The sequence below is a fragment of the Pseudomonas sp. P135 genome (assembly GCF_020312125.1).
Taxonomy (GTDB): domain Bacteria; phylum Pseudomonadota; class Gammaproteobacteria; order Pseudomonadales; family Pseudomonadaceae; genus Aquipseudomonas; species Aquipseudomonas fragariae.
Genome location: NZ_JAGPYR010000002.1, coordinates 328,967 through 347,534, shown reverse-complemented (window position 1 = coordinate 347,534; position 18,568 = coordinate 328,967). Strand labels below are relative to the sequence as shown.

The 18,568-nt window shown below is 61.3% G+C and carries 20 protein-coding genes; 9 read left to right on the top strand and 11 right to left on the bottom strand.

The annotated features are described in order from the left end of the window. Positions 1-18 precede the first annotated feature (18 nt). Positions 19-708, top strand: a complete 690-nt coding sequence (locus KBY08_RS04085; protein WP_004407375.1) for a heavy metal response regulator transcription factor — start codon at positions 19-21, stop codon at positions 706-708. Next, a complete protein-coding gene (locus KBY08_RS04080) occupies positions 687-2,075 on the top strand; it encodes a heavy metal sensor histidine kinase (protein ID WP_004407377.1) in 1,389 nt (462 codons plus the stop codon). The genes KBY08_RS04085 and KBY08_RS04080 overlap by 22 nt, the downstream gene beginning before the upstream one ends. 19 nt (positions 2,076-2,094) lie before the next feature. Here the strand turns inward: KBY08_RS04080 and KBY08_RS04075 are convergent, their stop codons facing one another. Further along, positions 2,095-2,763, bottom strand: coding sequence for a polysaccharide lyase family 7 protein (locus tag KBY08_RS04075; RefSeq protein ID WP_011268396.1), 669 nt, complete (start codon positions 2,761-2,763; stop codon positions 2,095-2,097). Positions 2,764-3,303: 540 nt separating this feature from the next. On the opposite strand from KBY08_RS04075, the gene KBY08_RS04070 reads away from it, so the two are divergent. The 7 genes from KBY08_RS04070 (at position 3,304) to KBY08_RS04040 (ending at position 11,049) form a co-directional block, all read left to right on the top strand. Then, the gene (locus tag KBY08_RS04070) at positions 3,304-3,756 is read left to right on the top strand and encodes a MarR family winged helix-turn-helix transcriptional regulator (RefSeq protein ID WP_004407381.1); all 453 of its coding nucleotides are present in this window, start codon (positions 3,304-3,306) and stop codon (positions 3,754-3,756) included. After that, positions 3,753-5,840 carry an FUSC family protein gene (locus KBY08_RS04065; RefSeq protein WP_104652587.1) on the top strand — a complete coding sequence of 696 codons (2,088 nt, stop codon included), beginning with the start codon at positions 3,753-3,755 and terminating at the stop codon, positions 5,838-5,840. Before KBY08_RS04070 ends, KBY08_RS04065 begins: the two co-directional genes overlap by 4 nt. Beyond that, positions 5,837-6,046, top strand: coding sequence for a DUF1656 domain-containing protein (locus KBY08_RS04060; protein WP_003315925.1), 210 nt, complete (start codon positions 5,837-5,839; stop codon positions 6,044-6,046). The genes KBY08_RS04065 and KBY08_RS04060 overlap by 4 nt, the downstream gene beginning before the upstream one ends. Next, positions 6,043-6,927 (top strand): HlyD family secretion protein, encoded by an 885-nt coding sequence (locus tag KBY08_RS04055; RefSeq protein ID WP_054091964.1) that lies wholly within the window; start codon positions 6,043-6,045, stop codon positions 6,925-6,927. The genes KBY08_RS04060 and KBY08_RS04055 overlap by 4 nt, the downstream gene beginning before the upstream one ends. Continuing rightward, the gene (locus tag KBY08_RS04050; protein WP_024641168.1) at positions 6,924-8,357 is read left to right on the top strand and encodes an efflux transporter outer membrane subunit; all 1,434 of its coding nucleotides are present in this window, start codon (positions 6,924-6,926) and stop codon (positions 8,355-8,357) included. The genes KBY08_RS04055 and KBY08_RS04050 overlap by 4 nt, the downstream gene beginning before the upstream one ends. Before the next feature lie 756 nt (positions 8,358-9,113). Continuing rightward, positions 9,114-9,947: an ion transporter gene (locus KBY08_RS04045; RefSeq protein WP_004408189.1), complete on the top strand. Its 834-nt coding sequence runs from the start codon at positions 9,114-9,116 to the stop codon at positions 9,945-9,947. Positions 9,948-10,023: 76 nt separating this feature from the next. Further along, the gene (locus KBY08_RS04040) at positions 10,024-11,049 is read left to right on the top strand and encodes a sulfate ABC transporter substrate-binding protein (RefSeq protein WP_004408188.1); all 1,026 of its coding nucleotides are present in this window, start codon (positions 10,024-10,026) and stop codon (positions 11,047-11,049) included. Between the two features lie 59 nt (positions 11,050-11,108). On the opposite strand, the gene KBY08_RS04035 is transcribed toward KBY08_RS04040, so the two are convergent. The 10 genes from KBY08_RS04035 to ccmA are packed head-to-tail and all read right to left on the bottom strand — an operon-like array spanning position 11,109 to position 18,504. After that, entirely contained in the window at positions 11,109-11,516 is a 408-nt protein-coding gene (locus tag KBY08_RS04035) for a hypothetical protein (RefSeq protein ID WP_004408187.1), read from the bottom strand. Between the two features lie 11 nt (positions 11,517-11,527). Continuing rightward, on the bottom strand, positions 11,528-12,721 hold the full coding sequence (gene ccmI, locus KBY08_RS04030) for a c-type cytochrome biogenesis protein CcmI (protein ID WP_225651083.1): 1,194 nt from the start codon (positions 12,719-12,721) through the stop codon (positions 11,528-11,530). After that, the gene (locus KBY08_RS04025) at positions 12,718-13,188 is read right to left on the bottom strand and encodes a cytochrome c-type biogenesis protein (protein WP_225651082.1); all 471 of its coding nucleotides are present in this window, start codon (positions 13,186-13,188) and stop codon (positions 12,718-12,720) included. Before KBY08_RS04025 ends, ccmI begins: the two co-directional genes overlap by 4 nt. Next, positions 13,185-13,721: a DsbE family thiol:disulfide interchange protein gene (locus tag KBY08_RS04020; protein ID WP_058399243.1), complete on the bottom strand. Its 537-nt coding sequence runs from the start codon at positions 13,719-13,721 to the stop codon at positions 13,185-13,187. Before KBY08_RS04020 ends, KBY08_RS04025 begins: the two co-directional genes overlap by 4 nt. Then, entirely contained in the window at positions 13,718-15,691 is a 1,974-nt protein-coding gene (locus tag KBY08_RS04015) for a heme lyase CcmF/NrfE family subunit (RefSeq protein ID WP_096126909.1), read from the bottom strand. Before KBY08_RS04015 ends, KBY08_RS04020 begins: the two co-directional genes overlap by 4 nt. A gap of 3 nt (positions 15,692-15,694) precedes the next feature. Beyond that, positions 15,695-16,162 (bottom strand): cytochrome c maturation protein CcmE, encoded by a 468-nt coding sequence (gene ccmE, locus KBY08_RS04010; protein WP_011268403.1) that lies wholly within the window; start codon positions 16,160-16,162, stop codon positions 15,695-15,697. Continuing rightward, the gene (gene ccmD, locus KBY08_RS04005; protein ID WP_011268404.1) at positions 16,159-16,335 is read right to left on the bottom strand and encodes a heme exporter protein CcmD; all 177 of its coding nucleotides are present in this window, start codon (positions 16,333-16,335) and stop codon (positions 16,159-16,161) included. The genes ccmE and ccmD overlap by 4 nt, the downstream gene beginning before the upstream one ends. After that, a complete protein-coding gene (locus KBY08_RS04000; protein ID WP_111522250.1) occupies positions 16,332-17,135 on the bottom strand; it encodes a heme ABC transporter permease in 804 nt (267 codons plus the stop codon). The genes ccmD and KBY08_RS04000 overlap by 4 nt, the downstream gene beginning before the upstream one ends. 53 nt (positions 17,136-17,188) lie before the next feature. Further along, complete coding sequence (gene ccmB, locus KBY08_RS03995) at positions 17,189-17,860, bottom strand: heme exporter protein CcmB (RefSeq protein ID WP_011268405.1); 672 nt, start codon at positions 17,858-17,860, stop codon at positions 17,189-17,191. Continuing rightward, complete coding sequence (gene ccmA, locus KBY08_RS03990; RefSeq protein ID WP_060400328.1) at positions 17,857-18,504, bottom strand: cytochrome c biogenesis heme-transporting ATPase CcmA; 648 nt, start codon at positions 18,502-18,504, stop codon at positions 17,857-17,859. The genes ccmB and ccmA overlap by 4 nt, the downstream gene beginning before the upstream one ends. Positions 18,505-18,568 lie beyond the last annotated feature (64 nt).

Below are 18,568 nucleotides of genomic sequence, written 5' to 3'. Positions count from 1 at the left end.
AGCGTAGCGGACAAAACGATGCATATCCTGCTAATTGAAGATGACACCAAAACCGGCGAATACCTGAAGAAGGGACTGGGCGAATCCGGCTACGTGGTCGACTGGACGCAGCACGGTGCCGACGGCCTGCATCTGGCGCTGGAAAACCGCTATGACCTCATCGTGCTGGACGTGATGCTGCCAGGCATCGACGGCTGGCAGATCATCGAAGTCCTGCGCGCCAGGCAGGACGTGCCAGTGCTGTTTCTGACCGCGCGCGACCAGTTGCAGGACCGAATTCGCGGCCTGGAACTGGGTGCCGACGATTATCTGGTCAAGCCGTTTTCCTTCACCGAACTGCTGCTGCGCATCCGCACCATCCTGCGCCGCGGCGTGGTACGCGAGGCGGACCACTTTCATCTGGCCGACCTGGAACTGGACCTGCTGCGCCGCCGCGTAACGCGCCAGCAGCAGGTCATCGTGCTGACCAACAAGGAGTTCGCTCTGCTGCACCTGTTATTGCGCCGCGAAGGCGACGTACTGTCCAGGGCACAGATCGCCTCGGAAGTCTGGGACATGAATTTCGACAGCGACACCAATGTCGTGGACGTCGCCATCAAGCGCCTGCGCAGCAAGGTCGACCTGCCCTACCCGGTCAAGCTCATCCACACCGTGCGTGGCATCGGTTATGTGTGCGAGGTGCGGCCATGCGACGCCAGCCTTCCCTGACCCTGCGCTCGACCCTGGCCTTTGCCCTGGTGGCGATGCTCACCGTCAGCGGCGCAGGCCTGTACCTGTATCAGTCAATCGAAGAAACGGTCATGCAGCGCAGCGACCATGCCGTGCTCGCGCGGCTGGACCACTTTCGCAAGCTGTTGCGCTATGACCTGACCATGGACAACCTCAAGGGCAGCCCGCAGCTGTTCGAGAACATGCTCGACAGCGAAGAAGACATCTTCATCATCGGCGAGCCGGGCAAGTCACCGGTCATCTCGGTCAATCCGCAGCACGCGCCCCTGCCGGAGCTGCCGACCGTGGCGCAGGACCAACCGCTGCGGGTCGATGACCTGCGCAGCGGCATGAGCCTGCAAGGCGTGCCGTTGCGCGCTGCCGCCGTCCAGGTGATGTCCAACGGTGTCGAAGTGCGCTTGCAGGCTGCGCACCTGATGGTCAAGGAAATGGCCATGCTCGCCAGTTTCCGTCAGCGTATCTATATAGCTGTGGCCCTGGCGTTTCTGATCACCGCAGCCCTGGGTTATGTGCTGCTGCGCCGCGGCTTGCGTCCACTGCGCAGAATGGCCGCCCACGCTGCCGCCATCACCCCGGCCAGCCTGCACAAACGCCTCGACAGCCGCGATACACCCGTCGAGCTGCAACAACTGAGCGATGCCTTCAACGCCATGCTTGACCGTCTGGACGATGGCTACCGGCGCCTGATGCAGTTTTCTGCCGATCTGGCCCATGAAATCCGCACACCGGTCGGCTCACTGATGGGCCATTGTCAGGTCGCCTTGCGCCAGAACCGCAGCGCCGATGAATATCAGGCGCTGCTGGCCTCCAATCTGGAAGAGCTGGAACGCATCTCGCGGCTGGTGGAAAGCATTCTGTTTCTGGCACGGGCGGACGAAGCCCAGGCCGCGCTGGAACGTCAGGCGCTGGATATGCATGACGAACTGCAACGGGTCGCCGGCTATTTCGAGGGGCTGGCCGAAGAACGCAACCTGACCCTGAGCACCCACGGACAAGGCACGCTGCTGGCCGATCCGATTTTGCTGCGGCGTGCATTGAGCAATCTGGTCGCCAATGCGATTCGCTACGCTGATGAAGACAGCGAGATTCTGATGCGAGTGACGGCTGTGGACAGGCACTGGAAGATCGATGTGGAGAATCAGGGACCGGTGCTGCCGGAGGCCACCCTCGCACGCTTGTTCGATCGTTTCTATCGCGGTGACGCCTCACGCCATGAGCGCTCGGATTCCAACGGCCTGGGGCTGGCGATCGTCACGGCAATCATGCAACTGCACGGCGGTCGGGTCGAAGTCGCTCAACCCGCCGTCGGCAGAATCTGCTTCAGTCTGATATTCCCAGCGGCCTGAAGCCTGCAGTGCGCAAGGATCAATTCTTTTTCTCGTGGGCAATGGCCAGCTTGTAGAACGTGGCCGAGCCGCCTTCCGTGGTGTAGCCGGTATTGTCCTGGGTATAGACCCCTGCCTTGAAGTAGAACAGTTTGCTGGCCCAGGCTGAATCCAGCTTGGCGTACCAGACCGCGTCAAAGGCATTGACCGTCAGATCGCCAGACGGCGACAGGTTGATGGTGTAGTTGAATTGCTTGTTGAGCGGCACACCCTGCGCAATGTTGATGACCTCGATTTCCGAGTCCGGCGTACGACGAAACTTGGCGACGATATTGCCGGTCTGCAGCTTCTCCTTGTACTGGTACTCCACCTTCAGCAGCGGTTCGGTGCTCTGGTAGCAGTGGATCTGACCGATCACGATCTTGCCGCTGGAAGGCACCTGATCGACTTCCAGGGTCGCGCGCAGAAAATTGTCGGCACTAGAGTAGGCCCAGTTGAACACCCTTCCGTCCGAAGTCGTCTCGCGCAATTCGGAACGCGGGTACTTGGCGTTTTCGGTGGTTGAACCCGTTACCGGTGCCCAGAAAAACAGCGTATCCCCGGACTGAAAGTAGCCATCCCGATAGCCCTTTACCAACTTGGGGGTTTCGATAATGGTCGCGGGGCTTCCGACAGGGACGGAGAGATTCCAGGTAGCAAGGTCGATCATCGCGTAGCTCGCAAGGTGCGCATCGCGCACCAACTGAATGGCTCTGAAACGGGTGTGCTGGCCCGTTTGGTCATCCAGACTATCGGCTTAATCGTTTATTTTTTAAACAGACTCGACAACGCTTTGGCGTCAACAAACCGTCTAAAATCGGCCAATGCCATTACTACGATATCAATTGTTACGATGCGGCCATGTGCCACTCTCAAGCTGCAAGCATTGATTCACGTGAAGAAGTGTTTTGTGAAGTGCGTCATTTTTTTGAATGTATCGAGGCCGATACAGCGCAAAAAACCGCAAATTCCCGACAGACGGTAGCGGTTATCTTCAGGATAAATGAACTTCCATTGTCCGGAGCTGACCAAGGCGGCCCTTTTAGAGCGTCACGTCGCCTCGAAACGCGCTCTTAACGGGCAGAAAAGAAACCACCTCCGCCTGGCGGCTGCGGGTTGACTGTAAGCAGTTGTTACGAGATATTAGTTAGCAAGCTATTTATCTCCCTGCTAACAATATCGCTCCTAACTAAATTCCTGGTGTTTTTCCATGTCTGTCGAAGCCTTGCATCGGACAATCAGCAGTGGTCTGGTGGCCGCGTCTCGCCAATGGCGACGCATCTGCCAGAACACGCTGGTGACCTATGGCATTTCCGAAGCCTGCGCAGGTCCGTTGCTGGCCATCGCACGTCTGGGCGATGGCGCACATCAGGTGAAAGTCGCCCAGGCGGCCGGTATGGAAAGCCCGACGCTGGTGCGTCTGCTTGATCAGCTGTGCAAGGCTGACATCGTTTGCCGCACTGAAGACCCGAATGACCGCCGCGCAAAGGCCTTGAGCCTGACGCGCAAAGGTCGCGAACTGGCCTGTTCGATCGAAGCCGAACTGACTCGCTTGCGCGCCGAAGTGCTGCAAGGGCTGCAACCTGCCGACCTGGAAGCCACGTTACGGGTGTTACAGGCGTTTGCCGATGCGGCGCAGCGCGAACACGGGGGCCAGGCTTGAACGGATTTTTCTCCAGCGTTCCACCTGCACGCGACTGGTTCTACGGTGTACGCACCTTCGGCGCATCAATGCTGGCGCTGTACATCGCATTGTTGATGGAAATGCCCCGCCCCTACTGGGCAATGGCCACGGTGTACATCGTCTCCAGCCCCTTCGTTGGCCCGACCAGCTCCAAGGCCCTTTACAGGGCCGCCGGGACCCTGGCCGGTGCTGCGGCATCGGTGGTGCTGGTGCCCATGTTCGTGCAGACGCCCTTGTTGCTGGCCATCGTGGTCGGGCTGTGGACCGGTACCCTGTTGTTTCTGTCCCTGCACTTGCGCACCGCCAACAGCTACGCATTGATGCTGGCCGGCTACACCATGCCGCTGATTTCGCTGCCGGTGGTCGACAACCCGCAGGCTGTGTTCGACATCGCGGTGTCGCGTACCGAAGAGATTTTTCTCGGCATCATCTGCGCCGCTGTCGTGGGTGCGATGTTCTGGCCCAGACGCCTGGCACCGGTGTTTCAGGCCACCACGGAAAAGTGGTTCAGTGACGCCGCGACTTACAGTCAGCGCTTTATCAGCCGCACCTGTCAGCCCGAAGAAATCGGCACACTGCGAAATTCGATGGTCGGCAGCTTCAACTCGCTGGAAATGATGATCGGCCAGTTGAGCCACGAAGGCGCCCGCAAGCAAACCGTGCGCAATGCCAATGAACTGCGCGGCCGGATGATCCACCTCTTGCCGGTCATTGATGCGCTGGATGACGCGCTGTGGGCGCTGGAGCGACGCACACCCGAGCTGCTGGCCAGCGTCAGACCCTTATTGCACAAGACTTGCGACTGGCTCGAAAGCACTGCCGACGGGCCGCAGGTGGAGCAATGGCAGCAGCTGCATCGTGATCTGCAGAGCCTGCAACCGGACTCCGCGCAACTGGACGATCGCGATCAACTGCTGCTCTCCAATACGCTGTTCAGGCTGGGCGAATGGATCGACCTGTGGCTGGATTGCCGAACCCTGCAATACGCGATCAAGACCGACGACCAGTCACAGTGGCGCGCGGTCTACCGCCATTGGCGCCTGGGCCGTCTGACCCCGTTTCTCGACCGCGGTCTGATGCTCTATTCGGTGACTTCGACGGTGCTGGCGATCATCGCCGCGTCGGTGTTGTGGATTCTGCTCGGCTGGAAAGATGGCGCAAGTGCCGTGGCACTGGCGGCGGTGTCGTGCAGCTTCTTCGCCGCCATGGACGACCCTGCTCCGCAAATCTACCGGTTCTTTTTCTGGACCCTGCTCTCGGTGGTGTTCGCCAGCCTGTACCTGTTTGTGGTGCTGCCCAACCTGCATGACTTCCCGATGCTGGTGCTGGCCTTTGCCGTGCCGTTCATTTGCGTCGGCACCCTGACCGTGCAGCCGCGCTTCTTTCTCGGCACGCTGCTGACCATCGTCAACACCTCGTCGTTCATCAGTATCCAGAGCGCTTATGACGCGGACTTCATGAACTTCCTCAACGCCAACCTGGCGGGTCCTGTCGGACTGCTGTTCGCCTTCATCTGGACCCTGGTGTTCCGCCCGTTCGGCGTCGAACTGGCGGTCAAGCGCCTGACCCGGTTCAGCTGGCGTGACATCGCCAGTCTCAGTGATAACGCGTCTCTGGCCGAGCATCGGCGCATGGGCGTGCAAATGCTCGACCGCCTGATGCAACAACTGCCGCGCCTGACGCTCACCGCCCAGGACACCGGGATTGCCCTGCGTGAACTGCGCGTCGCGCTGAACATGCTCGACCTGCTGGCCTACACCCGCCGTGCCACGCCTGCGGCCCAGGTGCTGTTGCGTCAGGTGATCGACGAAGTCAGCGGCTATTTCAAACTGTGCCGCAAGGCCGGTGAACGGCTACCCGCGCCCAGAGGCCTGCTGATGGCCATGGACCGCGCACGCCGTTCACTGACCGATCAGGAGATGGGCGACAACCCGGCCCGGCTGCACCTGCTGCATGCCCTGAGTGGCCTGCGCCTGGCTCTGCTGCCGGGGGTCGAGATCGTCACCGTGGGCGGGGAACTGACCGAGCAACTGCCGCATAACATCGATGGAGCGCCCCTGTGATCGGTGATCTGGACATCAGCGGGATCTTCATCCCCACGTTCCTGGCGATGATGGGCATCGCCTATCTGCTGTTTCTGGTCGTGCACGCGGTGCTGTCGCGTGCCCACTTCTACCGTCTGGTCTGGCACCGGGCTTTGTTCAACGTAGGTCTATACGCTTTGTTGCTCGGCGCCGTGGATACTCTAAGTCGATACCTGATGACATGAAAAAACCGATACTGACACTGGGCCGCGTGGTCCTGACTCTGCTGGTTGTCACCCTGGCCGCCGTGGTCGTATGGCGCATGGTGATGTATTACATGTATGCGCCGTGGACGCGGGACGGGCATATCCGCGCCGATGTCGTGCAGATCGCTCCGGACGTGTCCGGACTGATCCAGAAGGTTGAAGTCACTGACAACCAGCCCGTGCACAAGGGCCAGATCCTGTTCACCATCGATCAGGACCGTTTCCGTCTGGCACTGCGCCAGGCGCAGGCGACGGTCGCCGAACGTCAGGAAACCTGGGAACAGGCGCGCCGCGAGAACAAGCGTAACCGTGGTCTGGGCAATCTGGTCGCCCGCGAGCAACTGGAAGAAAGCCAGTCACGCGAAGCTCGGGCCCTTTCGGCGCTGGGCGAATCAAAGGTTGCAGTGGATGCCGCACAGTTGAACCTGGATCGCTCGGTGATCCGCAGTCCGGTGGACGGCTACCTCAACGACCGCGCGCCCCGCGAACATGAGTTCGTCACTGCCGGGCGCCCGGTGCTTTCGGTGGTCGATTCGACGTCGTTCCACATCGATGGCTATTTCGAGGAAACCAAGCTCGATGGGATTCATGTCGGCCAGGGCGTCGACATCCGCGTCATCGGCGACACAGCGCGGCTGACCGGCCATGTGGTGAGCATCGTTGCCGGTATCGAAGACCGCGACCGCAGCAGCGGCTCGAACCTGCTGCCCAACGTCAATCCGGCCTTCAGCTGGGTGCGTCTGGCGCAGCGGATTCCGGTGCGGATCGCCTTCGATGATGTGCCTGCCGACTTCCGCATGATTGCCGGGCGTACCGCGACGGTGTCGATCATCGACGACACCCAGGAGCGCAGCCGATGAAACGTGCTTTACGCGTGGCTGCTCTCGGCTTTACCGCCGTGCTGTCAGCCTGCCAGATGGTCGGCCCGGATTACCAGGTGCCCAAAGACGGCGCGATCAACCGTCCGGACCTGCAGGGTGAACTGGCTGGCCGCTCGGTCAACACGGTTTCGGCCCCGGTGCCTGCGCACTGGTGGCGCCTGTATCAGGATGCGCGTCTGGATGAGCTGGTGCGCCAGGCTATCGCGTCCAATACCGACCTGCGCATTGCCGCGGCCAACCTGCAGCGTGCCCGCTATCAGACCTCGGAAGCCGAGGCGGCTGGCGGTTTTACCAACGGCGCGAAGATCGGCGCGCAGCGCGTGCAGGAGTCAGGCGAGGCGTTTCTGCTGACCGACAAGGTGCCGGTGGCCAATGTCGGCGATGTGGGTCTGACCACTTCATACCAGTTCGATCTGTTCGGCACCTTGCAGCGTGGCATCGAAGCGGCGCAGGCCAATGTCGATGCCAATCAGGCGGCGGTGGATACGGCACGCATCACGGTGGTCGCCGATGTGGTGCGCGCCTACACGCAGATTTGTGCGGCCAACGAAGAACTCGACATCGCCCGCGCATCGCTGGACTTGCAAAAACAGAGTGTGTCCCTCAACCAGCGCCTGCGTGATGCCGGGCGTGGCGATGAAACGCAGGTCACTCGTTCACAGACACAGTTCAAGTCGTTACGCGCCGAAATGCCCCGTTACGAGGCGCGCCGTCAGGCTGCAATCTTCCGCCTGTCGATGCTGCTGGCCAAACCTGTCGAGCAACTGCCCGCCGGGGTAAGCACCTGCAACCAGCTGCCGCAGATTGCGCAGGTCATGCCTGTTGGTGACGGCGCAGCGCTGCTCAAACGCCGCCCGGATGTGCGTCAGGCTGAACGCCATCTGGCGATGTCGACTGCCGAGATCGGTGTTGCCACCGGCGAGCTGTATCCGGACATCAGCATCGGCGCGAGCATTGGCACCACCGGCCTGATCGAGAACCTTGGCAAGCCGGCGGCCAATCGCTGGGGCTTCGGGCCGCTGTTGAACTGGACCATCCCGTCCAATGGCTCACGCGCCCGCATCCATCAGGCCGAAGCCTCGGCGCAGGCGGCACTGGCGCGCTTTGACGGTGTGGTGCTCAATGCCATCCGTGAAACCCAGACCGGTCTGGCGCAATACACCGCCCTGCTCGACCGCCGCGACGCCCTCAAAGAAGCCGAGCAATCCGCCAGGGAAGCGGCTGACCAGACGCACCGCTTCTATCAGGCCGGACGCGCTTCGTTTCTCGCCGATCTGCAGGCCACACGCACTTACACTGACGTGCGCGCGCAAATGGCGGAGGCCAACACGCAGGTGGCCATGGGGCAGATCAATCTGTTTCTGGCACTCGGCGGCGGCTGGGAGAAGGATGACGTGGCGCAGAAATAGGATGGGCGTTCGCCCCGCCATCAAGCCTCGTTCGGATGGATTACGTCGCAATTTGCTTTGTCAGTGCCACTGTGATCGAAAAGCGCTTTAGAGTAGTCGGGCTAGAGGCACGGCCCGGAACCTGATGACTATCGTTCCTCACGCTCCGCGTGGGAATGCAGTTCGTGACGCTCTGCGTCACACAGCGGTTTTTCGTTGTCAGGTGGATAGGGTTCGGCTCAGGTCACCTTTTCGCCCCTCGGCGACCTACTTTGATGGGGCCAAAGTAGGCAACCCCCCTCGCTCCGGTTTCCGGCCCGACTTCGTCGGGTTCCTTCGCCCTGTCACTGATCCGGGGGTCGCCGCAACGGGCCCTCCATGGCCCGGTGCGGCTAGCCTGGCGTCCTGCCAGGCTACCCCCGGATCAGAGCCAGGACTCAGCCGTCACTAACGTCGCATTCTGCGTTGTCAGTGCCATCGTGTTCGAAAAGCATTTCGGTGGCAGTGACTGCGATTTTGAATCTCGTCCCCACGCTCCAGCTTGACTATCGTTCCAACGCTCCGCGTTGGAATGCAGTTCGTGACGCTCTGCGTCACACGGTGGTTTTTCGTTGTCAGGTGGATTGGGGGCTCGACTCAGGTCACCTTTACGCGGGCTATAACGACCTTTTCGCGAGCAGGCGAAGCGTCGTCCGGCTCGCTCACGCAGGTCTTGTGTGCTTGCACTCAACCACCCAATGCTCCTAGGCTCACCCGATCTTTGATTCGGGAAGCACCATGGACAGCTCTCTCAGCCGCCGCGAGCGGCTGCATATTGTTATTTTCGAGGCCAATACGCCTGCTGGGCGGATGTTTGACAAGGCGGTGCTGGTCGCGATTCTGCTCAGTCTGCTGGTCACTATCATCGACAGCATCGAGAGTATTCATCGTGATTACGCGATGCTTTTCGCGTGGATCGAATGGGGCTTCACGCTGATGTTTGCCATCGAATACATGCTGCGCCTCTATTGCTCGCCACGGCCGCTGAAGTACGCCTTCAGTTTCTACGGGTTGGTGGACCTGCTGGCGATCGTGCCGGGCGTGCTGTCGATCTATTACAGCGATGCGCAATACCTGCTGATCGTGCGGATCATCCGTATGCTGCGGATCTTCAGGGTGCTCAAGCTCGGCACCTACCTGCGCCAGGCCAATTACCTGCTGGCGGCGCTGCGTGGCAGCAAGCAGAAGATCATCGTGTTTCTGGTCACGGTGTCTACGCTGGTCACGGTGTTCGGCACACTGATGTATGTGATCGAAGGTCCGGAGCATGGTTTCACCAGCATTCCCAAGGGCATTTACTGGGCCATCGTGACCCTGACGACGGTGGGCTTTGGCGATATAGTGCCCAAGACCCCGCTCGGCCAGATGCTCTCCTCGCTGGTGATGATCACCGGTTACTCGATCATCGCCGTGCCCACCGGGATATTCACCGCCGAGCTGGCCAACGCCATGCGCGGCGAGCAGCTGAAACACGATTGTCCGGTGTGCTCGAAAAACCTTCACGAGCATGGCGCGGCGTTCTGCTCACGCTGCGGCAATCAATTGTTTACAAAAACAGAGCACAAGGCATAAGCAAAGATCTTTTCGGTCTTTAAACCGCAGGCACGATGCTGATAGTGTCGCGGCATTACGCCATCAGGCTTGTCACATGACGCTTCATCTCAAGGACCTTGCAGTGATTAAACTCTTCGCCGCCTCGCTACTGGCCGCCGGCCTGGCTTTTGCCAACGCTGCCCAGGCAGCTCCGCCGCTGCTCAACGTCTCCTATGACGTGATGCGTGATTTCTACAAGGACTACAACAGCGCCTTCCAGAAGCACTGGAAAGCCGAGAAGAATGAAGAGGTGACCGTGCAGATGTCCTTCGGCGGGTCGAGCAAGCAAGCGCGTTCGGTCATCGACGGGCTGCCGGCTGACGTGATCACCATGAACATGGCCACTGACATCAACGCCCTGGCCGACAATGGCAAGCTGGTGCCGGAAGACTGGGTCAGCCGCCTGCCAAACAACAGCGCGCCCTTCACCTCGGCCACGGTGTTCATCGTGCGCAAAGGCAACCCGAAGGCGATCAAAGACTGGCCGGACCTGATCAAGGATGGCGTCGAAGTCATCGTGCCCAACCCGAAAACCTCGGGCAACGGCCGCTACACCTACCTGTCGGCCTGGGGCTACACCCTGAAAAAAGGCGGCGATGAAGCGGCGGCGAAGAAATTCGTCGGTGATCTGTTCAGCCATGTGCCAGTGCTTGATACCGGCGGCCGTGGTGCGACCACTACGTTCATGACCAACCAGATCGGCGACGTGCTGGTCACCTTCGAGAACGAAGCGGAAATGATCGCCCGTGAATTCGGTCGCGACCAGTTCGAAGTGGTCTACCCGTCCGTGTCGGCAGAAGCCGAGCCACCGGTCAGTGAGGTCGACAAGGTCGTGGACAGGAAAGGATCCCGCCCCCTGGCTGAGGAATACCTGAAATACCTGTGGTCACCGGAAGGCCAGGAAATCGCGGCCAAAAACTACCTGCGCCCGCGTGACCCGCAGGTGCTGGCCAAGTATACGGATCGCTTCCCGAAAGTGGACTTCCTCTCGGTGGAGAAAACCTTCGGTGACTGGCGCACAGTGCAGAAGACCCACTTCATCGACGGCGGTGTGTTCGACCAGATCTATCCGGGCAAATAAGCCGCTCAGGCAATGCAAAACGGCGACCTGCAAGGTCGCCGTTTTTATTCAAGCCTGAATCATTTACTGAACTGTTTGCCCAGCCCTGCCGGCACGCCACTGACATCAGTCGCCTGCCACGGACCGTTGGGGCTGGTTGCCCAGCTCCAGCCGTCATTCCACTGATAGTAGGTGCGCTGGCGATAGAAGGTATTGGGCTGATCGTCCATCACGTACACGCCCAGGCGCGGGTCCCAGTGGCTACCGCCGCCCGGTGGCGGCGCGAAGCTGGCCGAGGATTTCGGCGCTGCGGCAGGCGCCTTGGCAGGCTCCGAAGGCGCGCTACTCGGACGCGGCGCGCCGGGCTGCTGGCCACCCGGCAGGTTGAGGATCGGCTCCTGGCTATGTGGCGGTGCCGGATGCTGGACAGCACAGGCACTCAGGCCAACGACCAGACCCAACAAGGTGATGCGTGCGGTACGGTACATAAGCGAATTCTCTAGTTATCCGGACTGTCAATGGTCAACGCCTGCTGAACCCCGGAATCACTGGCCAGTGGCTGACTGCGGCCGATCCACTCACCGGTGGTTGGCTGCCCTGCGCGAGACACTCGCGCAACCAGTTGGACTTGCGCAAAGTTCGACAGGTTCAGTTGCGGCATCATTGCGTCGGCATCGCTCAGTTCCACCTCGGCAGGCAAGTCCGCCACGGTAATGCGTTTGACCGCCAAAGGCGCCGCCGGGCCATTGATGGCGCGGGCGAAGATGAACACGCTGTCGTTCGGCCTTACCTTGCCTTGAAGTGCCGCAGCCAGCTCGACATGAATTTTTATCGACTTCGCCTTAACTGCCGGCGCCGCGTCTGCCGCGCGTTTGGCGAGGTTATCTCTGGCGCGGGCAATGCCGCCTTCCAGTGCCGAACGCGATGCGTCATCTGCGGGCAGTGCTGCGAGCAACCGGGTCCAGTAATCCACCGCCGCCTGATAGCGCTGTGTTTCGAACGCGGCAATCCCCAGCAGACCAAGGCTGGTGACTTCCCTGGGGTCAGCCTGCAGCGCTTCGTCGGTCAGCGCCTGCACCTGGGGTGTGAAGTGCTTGTCGCTGGCGAAATACAGCGCCTGAGCCCATTGCCCGAGCAACTCGGGCTGCCGTCCGGCCAGCGCTACCGAACGCTCGAACATCTGCGCGGCATCACCCGGGCGGTTCTGCGCCATGTAGCTGCGCGCCAGAAAATACAGGTTTTCGGCTGAGTCCGGTTGAGCCTGCACGCTGCGCTCCAGACGCTGGGTCATGTCTGCCAGCGAGGTCGGTGGACGAGCGAATTCGCGACTCAGTTCAACCCGGTCGCTGGCCCCCAGCTGGAGATAGCCCGCCAGCCCCAACACCGGGACCAGCAGCGCAGCAAGCAGCAGCAAGGGCTTGCCCAGGCGCGAAGTCCGGTCGGGCTCCGCACCTTCGGTGTCGGCAAGCAGCTCGCGCGCTGCTTCGGCACGTGCAGCCTGCAGTTGCACCACCGACAACACGCCCTGCTCCTGCTGAACCTGCAATTCGTTCAGTCGCTCCTGATACAACGCCACGTTCAGAGCCGTGCGGTCTTCTTCCCGTTGCGCGCGATGGCCGCGCAGCAGCGGAATCAGCAAGAAGCTCAGCGCAACCAGCAGCAACAGCCCGGTTGCCATCCAGAAATCGATCATGGGCGGTGCTCATCCAGCAAGGTGGCAAGACGCTGCCTTTCATCTTCGGAAAGCTCATCGGGCTGTGCGGATTGCGCCTTGCGGCGTCGGCTGACGATAAAGCCGATCACCGCCAGCCCGCCGACCAGCAGAGCGGCGGGCCCGAACCACAGCAACCAGGTACGCGCATTGAGGCTCGGCTTGTAGCGAACGAAATCACCATAGCGATCGACCATGAAATCGATGATCTGCTGGTTGCTCTGCCCTTCGCCCAGCATGCGGTAGATTTCCTTGCGCAAATCAGCGGCAATCGGCGCATTGGAGTCGGCGATGTCCTGGTTCTGGCATTTCGGGCAACGCAGTTCTCTGGTCAGTTCGCTGTAGCGCGCGCGCTCGGCGTCGTCGCGAAAGGCATAAGCGTCGATGGCCGCGTGAGCAATGCCTGAGCACAGCACGCTGAGCAGGACGATCAGCAGACGGCGCTTCATGGCCGTGCCTCATCAACCAGTTGCTGATAGCGCGCGGCAAGCTTTTCGCGCCAAACTGCGTCGTCGATGACCCCGACGTGTTTGTAACGAATGATGCCTTGAGCGTCGATCAGGAAGGTTTCCGGCGCACCGTACACCCCCAGATTGAGCCCCAGAGAGCCGTCCTGATCACGAATATTCAACTGATACGGATCATGAAATTCCTTGAGCCATTTCAGCGCGTCGGCGTTGACGTCCTTGTAATTCACGCCATAGATCAGCACGCCCTGCTGCGCCAGCCGGGTGAGCACCGGATGCTCCACCCGGCAGGCCACGCACCAGGTGCCCCAAACGTTGATTAGCGCAGGTTTGCCGAGCAGATCGGCACGGCTCAACATCCGCTCGCCCTGCACCGCCGGTAGCGAAAATGCCGGAAAAGGCTTGCCGATCAGTGCCGAGGGCAGCTCGGCGGGGTCCAGATACAAACCGCGATACAAGAACGCCGCGACGCCCAGAAACAGCACCAGTGGCAGTACCATGACCCAACGTTTCATTGTGCAGCTCCCGACATACCCAACGCCTCGCGCACCTTGTTCTTCACCCGGGTGCGATAACGCCGGTCCAGCGCCGCCAGCACCCCGCCCAGACCGGTCAGCAGGCCGCCAAGCCAGATCCAGCGCACAAACGGTTTGACATGAACCCGAACGGCCCACGCGCCATCGCCCAGCGGTTCACCCAGGGCGACATACAGGTCACGGCTGAAACCGGCATCAATGCCCGCTTCGGTCATCATCGACTGCTGCACGGTGTAGAAGCGCTTCTCCGGGTGCAGTTCGGTCAGTTGAACGTCGTTGCGCAGCACGCGAACGGTGCCCCGATCCGAGGTGAAGTTCGGCCCTTCATAATGCCGGGCGCCCTCGAAGACAAAGGTATACCCACCCAGTTCGGTGGACTCGCCGGGGGCCATACGCAAATCGCGCTCGGCGCTGTTCTGGCTCGACAGCACCACACCCAGCGCGCACACGACAATGCCAAGGTGCGCCAGCTGCATGCCCCAGTAGCTGCGGGTCAGACTGCGTGCGCCGCTGAGCAGCCCCTTGTGGCGAGTCTTGTCGAGCAGGTCGCGAACCCCGGCCAGCAGCACCCAGGCGGCGAGCATCAGGGTCGCCAGCACCGCCCACTGGAAATCGCCCAGCAGCAGACCGGCAAGCACCGCCAGAACAACGCTGCCAATCAGTACCGGGGCCAGCATGCCGAGCAGCCATTTCAGCGGCGTGTCCTTCCAGCGCACCAGTACGCCGACCGCCATCACCACCAGCAGCAAGCCCATCAATGGCACGAACAGTGTATTGAAGTACGGCGGCCCGACCGACATCTTGGCGCCGCTCATGGCATCGATCACCAGCGGATAAAGGGTGCCCAGCAGAATCATGGACGCGGCAACCACCAGCAACAGGTTATTGCCCAGCAGCAGGGTTTCCCGCGACCACAGGCCGAATCCGACCTGGCTTTTGACCACCGGTGCGCGAATCGCGAACAGGGTCAGCGAGCCACCCACCACGACCAGCAGGAACATCAGGATGAACACGCCGCGCGCCGGGTCCGAGGCAAAGGCGTGCACGGAGGTCAGCACCCCGGAACGGACCAGGAACGTGCCCAGCAGGCTCAGTGAAAACGCAGCAATGGCCAGCAATACCGTCCAGCTCTTGAACACGCCACGTTTTTCCGTGACCGCCAGCGAGTGAATCAGCGCAGTGCCGACCAGCCAAGGCATGAACGAGGCGTTTTCCACCGGGTCCCAGAACCACCAGCCGCCCCAGCCCAGCTCGTAATACGCCCACCATGAGCCCAGGCTGATGCCGATGCCGAGAAAGGCCCAGGCCACCAGCGTCCACGGCCTGGACCAGCGCGCCCAGGCAGCGTCGAGTCGACCGCCGAGCAAGGCGGCGATGGCGAATGCAAACGCCACGGAGAAGCCGACATAGCCCATGTACAGCATCGGCGGATGCACGATAAGGCCAATATCCTGCAACAACGGGTTCAGATCACGTCCATTCGCGGGCATCTGCGGCAACAGACGCGCGAACGGATTTGAGGTGAGGATCAGAAACGACAGGAAACCCAGGCTGATCATGCCCATCACGGCGAGGACCCGCGCCAGCATCACCTGCGGCAGTTGCCGGGAAAACACCGACACGGCGAAGGTCCAGCCACCGAGAATCAATGCCCAAAGCAGCAACGAACCTTCATGCGCGCCCCACACGGCGCTGAACTTGTAGTACCAGGGCAGCGCGGTGTTGGAGTTCTGTGCAACGTAGGCGACAGAGAAGTCGTCGACCATGAACGCGTAGGTCAGGCAACCGAAGGCGAAGATCAGAAAGCTGAACTGGCCCCAGGCTGCCGGACGGGCCAGGCTCATCCACAAGCGGTCACCGCGCCACGCGCCGATCAGCGGAATGATGGCCTGCACCAGCGCAAAGCCGAGTGCCATAATCATGGCCAGATGGCCGAGTTCGGGAATCATCGATCAACCCTGTTTGACGGGTGTGGGAGACGCAGCCGGTGCCGCCCGACCGCTGTCACGCAGGGCCTTGGTGACCTCGGGGGGCATGTACTTCTCGTCATGCTTGGCCAGTACCTCGTCGGCCACCACTACGCCCTGTGCATTGAGTTTGCCCAGCGCCACGATGCCCTGCCCTTCGCGAAACAGATCGGGAAGAATGCCTCGATAGGTGATGGTTACCGACTTGTTGAAATCGGTGACCACAAAACGCACGTCCAGCGAATCGGCCGAGCGCTGCAATGAGCCCTTTTCGACCATGCCGCCGGCCCGAATGCGGGTATCCAGTGGTGCCTCGCCATTGGCGATCTGGCTGGGGGTGTAGAACAGGTTGATGTTTTCCTGCAAGGCGCTGAGAGCCAGGGTCACGGCCAGACCAACACCGGCCAGCAGCGCGACAATGATCAACAAGCGTTTTTTGCGTAGCGGGTTCACGGGCGATTCCCCCGCTTCAGGCGACGCGCCTGCTGTTTCAGAAAGCGCTGCCGCGCCCATAGCGGCAGCGCCACGTTGATCAGCAGCACCACAAGGCACAGGCCGTAGGCCGACCAGACAAATACCCCGTGGCGGCCCATGGCAAGAAAATCGCTGAACGATGCAAAACTCAAAGCGTGTTCTCCGACTGCGCTGCTGTGTGCCCCAGGCTGCGCAGAATCTCGGCCTTGACCCACTGGGTACGCGCTTCGCGACGCAACACTTCAAGACGCATGCGCATCATCAACAGCACGCCGAACAAGCAGTAGAAGCCCAGCGTGGTGAACAGCAGCGGCAACCACATTTCAGCCGGCATGGCGGGTTTCTCCGTGAGGCTGAACGTCGACCCCTGATGCAGGGTGTTCCACCACTCGACCGAATACTTGATGATCGGAATGTTCACCACGCCGACGATCGCCAGCACCGCGCAGGCCTTGGCGGCGCTGTCGCGGTTACTGATGGCATTGCCCAGCGCGATCAGGCCGAAATACAGGAACAGCAGAATCAGCATCGAGGTCAGTCGCGCGTCCCAGACCCACCATGCCCCCCAGGTGGGCTTGCCCCAGATCGCGCCGGTCGCCAGCGCCAGCGCGGTCATCCACGCGCCGATGGGTGCAGCGCAGTGCAGCGCGACATCGGCCAGCTTGATTCTCCAGACCAGCCCGACCAGCCCGCACACGGCCAGCATCACGTAACAGGACTGGGCGAGCATCGCGGCAGGTACGTGGATATAAATGATCCGGAAGCTATTGCCCTGCTGGTAATCCGGCGGCGCGAACGCCAGGCCCCAGACCATGCCGATGACCAGCAACAGCACAGCGACAACACTCATCCAGGGCTGCAGGCGTGCGCTGACGCGATAAAACCCTTTCGGCGAGCCGAGCGTGTGCAGCCAGGCCCAACCGATGCTGCTTTTCATGGCGTTGCTTTTCATCAGGGTACATCCAGGGTGTTGACCGGCATCGAAGTCTCGATCCCGGACCTCAATTATTCGCCGATGCTGATTTTCAGGCCAGCGGCTATCGCAAAGGGTGTCAGGGTGATCGCCAGCGCCGCCAGGCTGGCCAGCCACAGCAGATAGCCAGTCGCCGGCATGCCCTGCAGCGCGGCTTGCAATGCACCGCTGCCCAGAATCAGTACCGGGATGTACAGCGGCAGAATCAACAATGCCAGCAGCAGGCCGCCACGCTTCAAACCCACGGTCAACGCTGCACCCAATGCGCCCAGCAGGCTGAGCACCGGGGTGCCCAGCAGCAGCGAAACCATCAACACCGGCAGGCACTGCACCGGCAGCCCGAGCATCAATGCCAGCAAAGGTGACAACAGTACCAGTGCCAGCCCGGAAAAAACCCAGTGTGCCAGCACTTTGATCAGCACCAGAAGGGCCAGCGGGTGCGGCGAAAGGACCCACTGCTCCAGCGAGCCATCCTCGAAATCACTGCGCAACAGCCCGTCCAGCGACAGCAGCACGGCCAGCAGTGCCGCCACCCAGACCAGCCCCGGCGACAAGGTTTGCAACAATTGCGTCTGCGGTCCCAGCGCCAGCGGGAACAGGGCGACCACGATCGCAAAGAACACCAGCGGGTTGGTCAGCTCTGCCGGACGCCTCGCCAGCAGCCGCACCTCACGAAGCATCAGCAGGACAAACACATTGCTCATGCTGACCATTGCCCCAGGTCGAGGTCCCGATAGCCCGCAGGCAGGCGGTTCAGGCTGTGGTGAGTGGTCATGACAATCATACCGCCGTGTTCACAGTGCCGGGCGAGGTGGTTTTCCAGTTGCTCGATGCCTTGGCGGTCGAGCGCGGTAAACGGCTCGTCGAGCAGCCAGAGTGGCGGGCCCGGTAGATACAGACGTGCCAGCGCGACGCGACGCTGCTGCCCGGCCGACAAGGTGTGACAGGGCACATCCTCGAAACCTGCCAGCCCGACCGCATCGAGCGCGGTGGCAATGGTATCGGCATCGGCACCGTCCGGCTGGTGAAGTGCACTGAGCCAGGACAGGTTTTCCAGTGGCGTCAGCACATCCTTGATCGCTGGCGCATGACCGATCCACAACGGTTTGCGGCCCGGTGCGGCGGGCTGCCGGCCCAGTGGCTGCGCGTCGAGCAGGATTTGCCCGGCCGTTGGCTGCATCAGCCCGCACAGCAGGCGCAGCAGGCTGGTCTTGCCGCAGCCGTTGGGACCGCTGATCTGCAGCATGTCGCCTGTGTGCAGGTGAAGATCGAGGTTTTCGAACAGCATCCGCCCGTCCCGCTCACACGCCAGAGCCGTCGCTTGCAAAAATGGGGTGACTGGGATCATCGGGCGTTTCCAGTGTTTTGCGTCGCGAAATGTGCCAAAACAGACACATACGGAGTAAAACGCG

What these genes read in the sequence shown, in the direction of transcription:
- ccmA (WP_060400328.1), bottom strand. Translation starts at nt 18,504, where the DNA reads ATGATCCCAGTCACCCCATTTTTGCAAGCGACGGCTCTGGCGTGTGAG.
- KBY08_RS04080 (WP_004407377.1), top strand. Translation starts at nt 687, where the DNA reads ATGCGACGCCAGCCTTCCCTGACCCTGCGCTCGACCCTGGCCTTTGCC.
- KBY08_RS04015 (WP_096126909.1), bottom strand. Translation starts at nt 15,691, where the DNA reads ATGATTCCCGAACTCGGCCATCTGGCCATGATTATGGCACTCGGCTTT.
- ccmI (WP_225651083.1), bottom strand. Translation starts at nt 12,721, where the DNA reads ATGATCGATTTCTGGATGGCAACCGGGCTGTTGCTGCTGGTTGCGCTG.
- KBY08_RS04045 (WP_004408189.1), top strand. Translation starts at nt 9,114, where the DNA reads ATGGACAGCTCTCTCAGCCGCCGCGAGCGGCTGCATATTGTTATTTTC.
- KBY08_RS04085 (WP_004407375.1), top strand. Translation starts at nt 19, where the DNA reads ATGCATATCCTGCTAATTGAAGATGACACCAAAACCGGCGAATACCTG.
- KBY08_RS04035 (WP_004408187.1), bottom strand. Translation starts at nt 11,516, where the DNA reads ATGTACCGTACCGCACGCATCACCTTGTTGGGTCTGGTCGTTGGCCTG.
- KBY08_RS04070 (WP_004407381.1), top strand. Translation starts at nt 3,304, where the DNA reads ATGTCTGTCGAAGCCTTGCATCGGACAATCAGCAGTGGTCTGGTGGCC.
- KBY08_RS04040 (WP_004408188.1), top strand. Translation starts at nt 10,024, where the DNA reads ATGACGCTTCATCTCAAGGACCTTGCAGTGATTAAACTCTTCGCCGCC.
- KBY08_RS04050 (WP_024641168.1), top strand. Translation starts at nt 6,924, where the DNA reads ATGAAACGTGCTTTACGCGTGGCTGCTCTCGGCTTTACCGCCGTGCTG.
- KBY08_RS04000 (WP_111522250.1), bottom strand. Translation starts at nt 17,135, where the DNA reads ATGAAAAGCAACGCCATGAAAAGCAGCATCGGTTGGGCCTGGCTGCAC.
- KBY08_RS04075 (WP_011268396.1), bottom strand. Translation starts at nt 2,763, where the DNA reads ATGATCGACCTTGCTACCTGGAATCTCTCCGTCCCTGTCGGAAGCCCC.
- KBY08_RS04025 (WP_225651082.1), bottom strand. Translation starts at nt 13,188, where the DNA reads ATGAAGCGCCGTCTGCTGATCGTCCTGCTCAGCGTGCTGTGCTCAGGC.
- ccmB (WP_011268405.1), bottom strand. Translation starts at nt 17,860, where the DNA reads ATGAGCAATGTGTTTGTCCTGCTGATGCTTCGTGAGGTGCGGCTGCTG.
- KBY08_RS04020 (WP_058399243.1), bottom strand. Translation starts at nt 13,721, where the DNA reads ATGAAACGTTGGGTCATGGTACTGCCACTGGTGCTGTTTCTGGGCGTC.
- KBY08_RS04055 (WP_054091964.1), top strand. Translation starts at nt 6,043, where the DNA reads ATGAAAAAACCGATACTGACACTGGGCCGCGTGGTCCTGACTCTGCTG.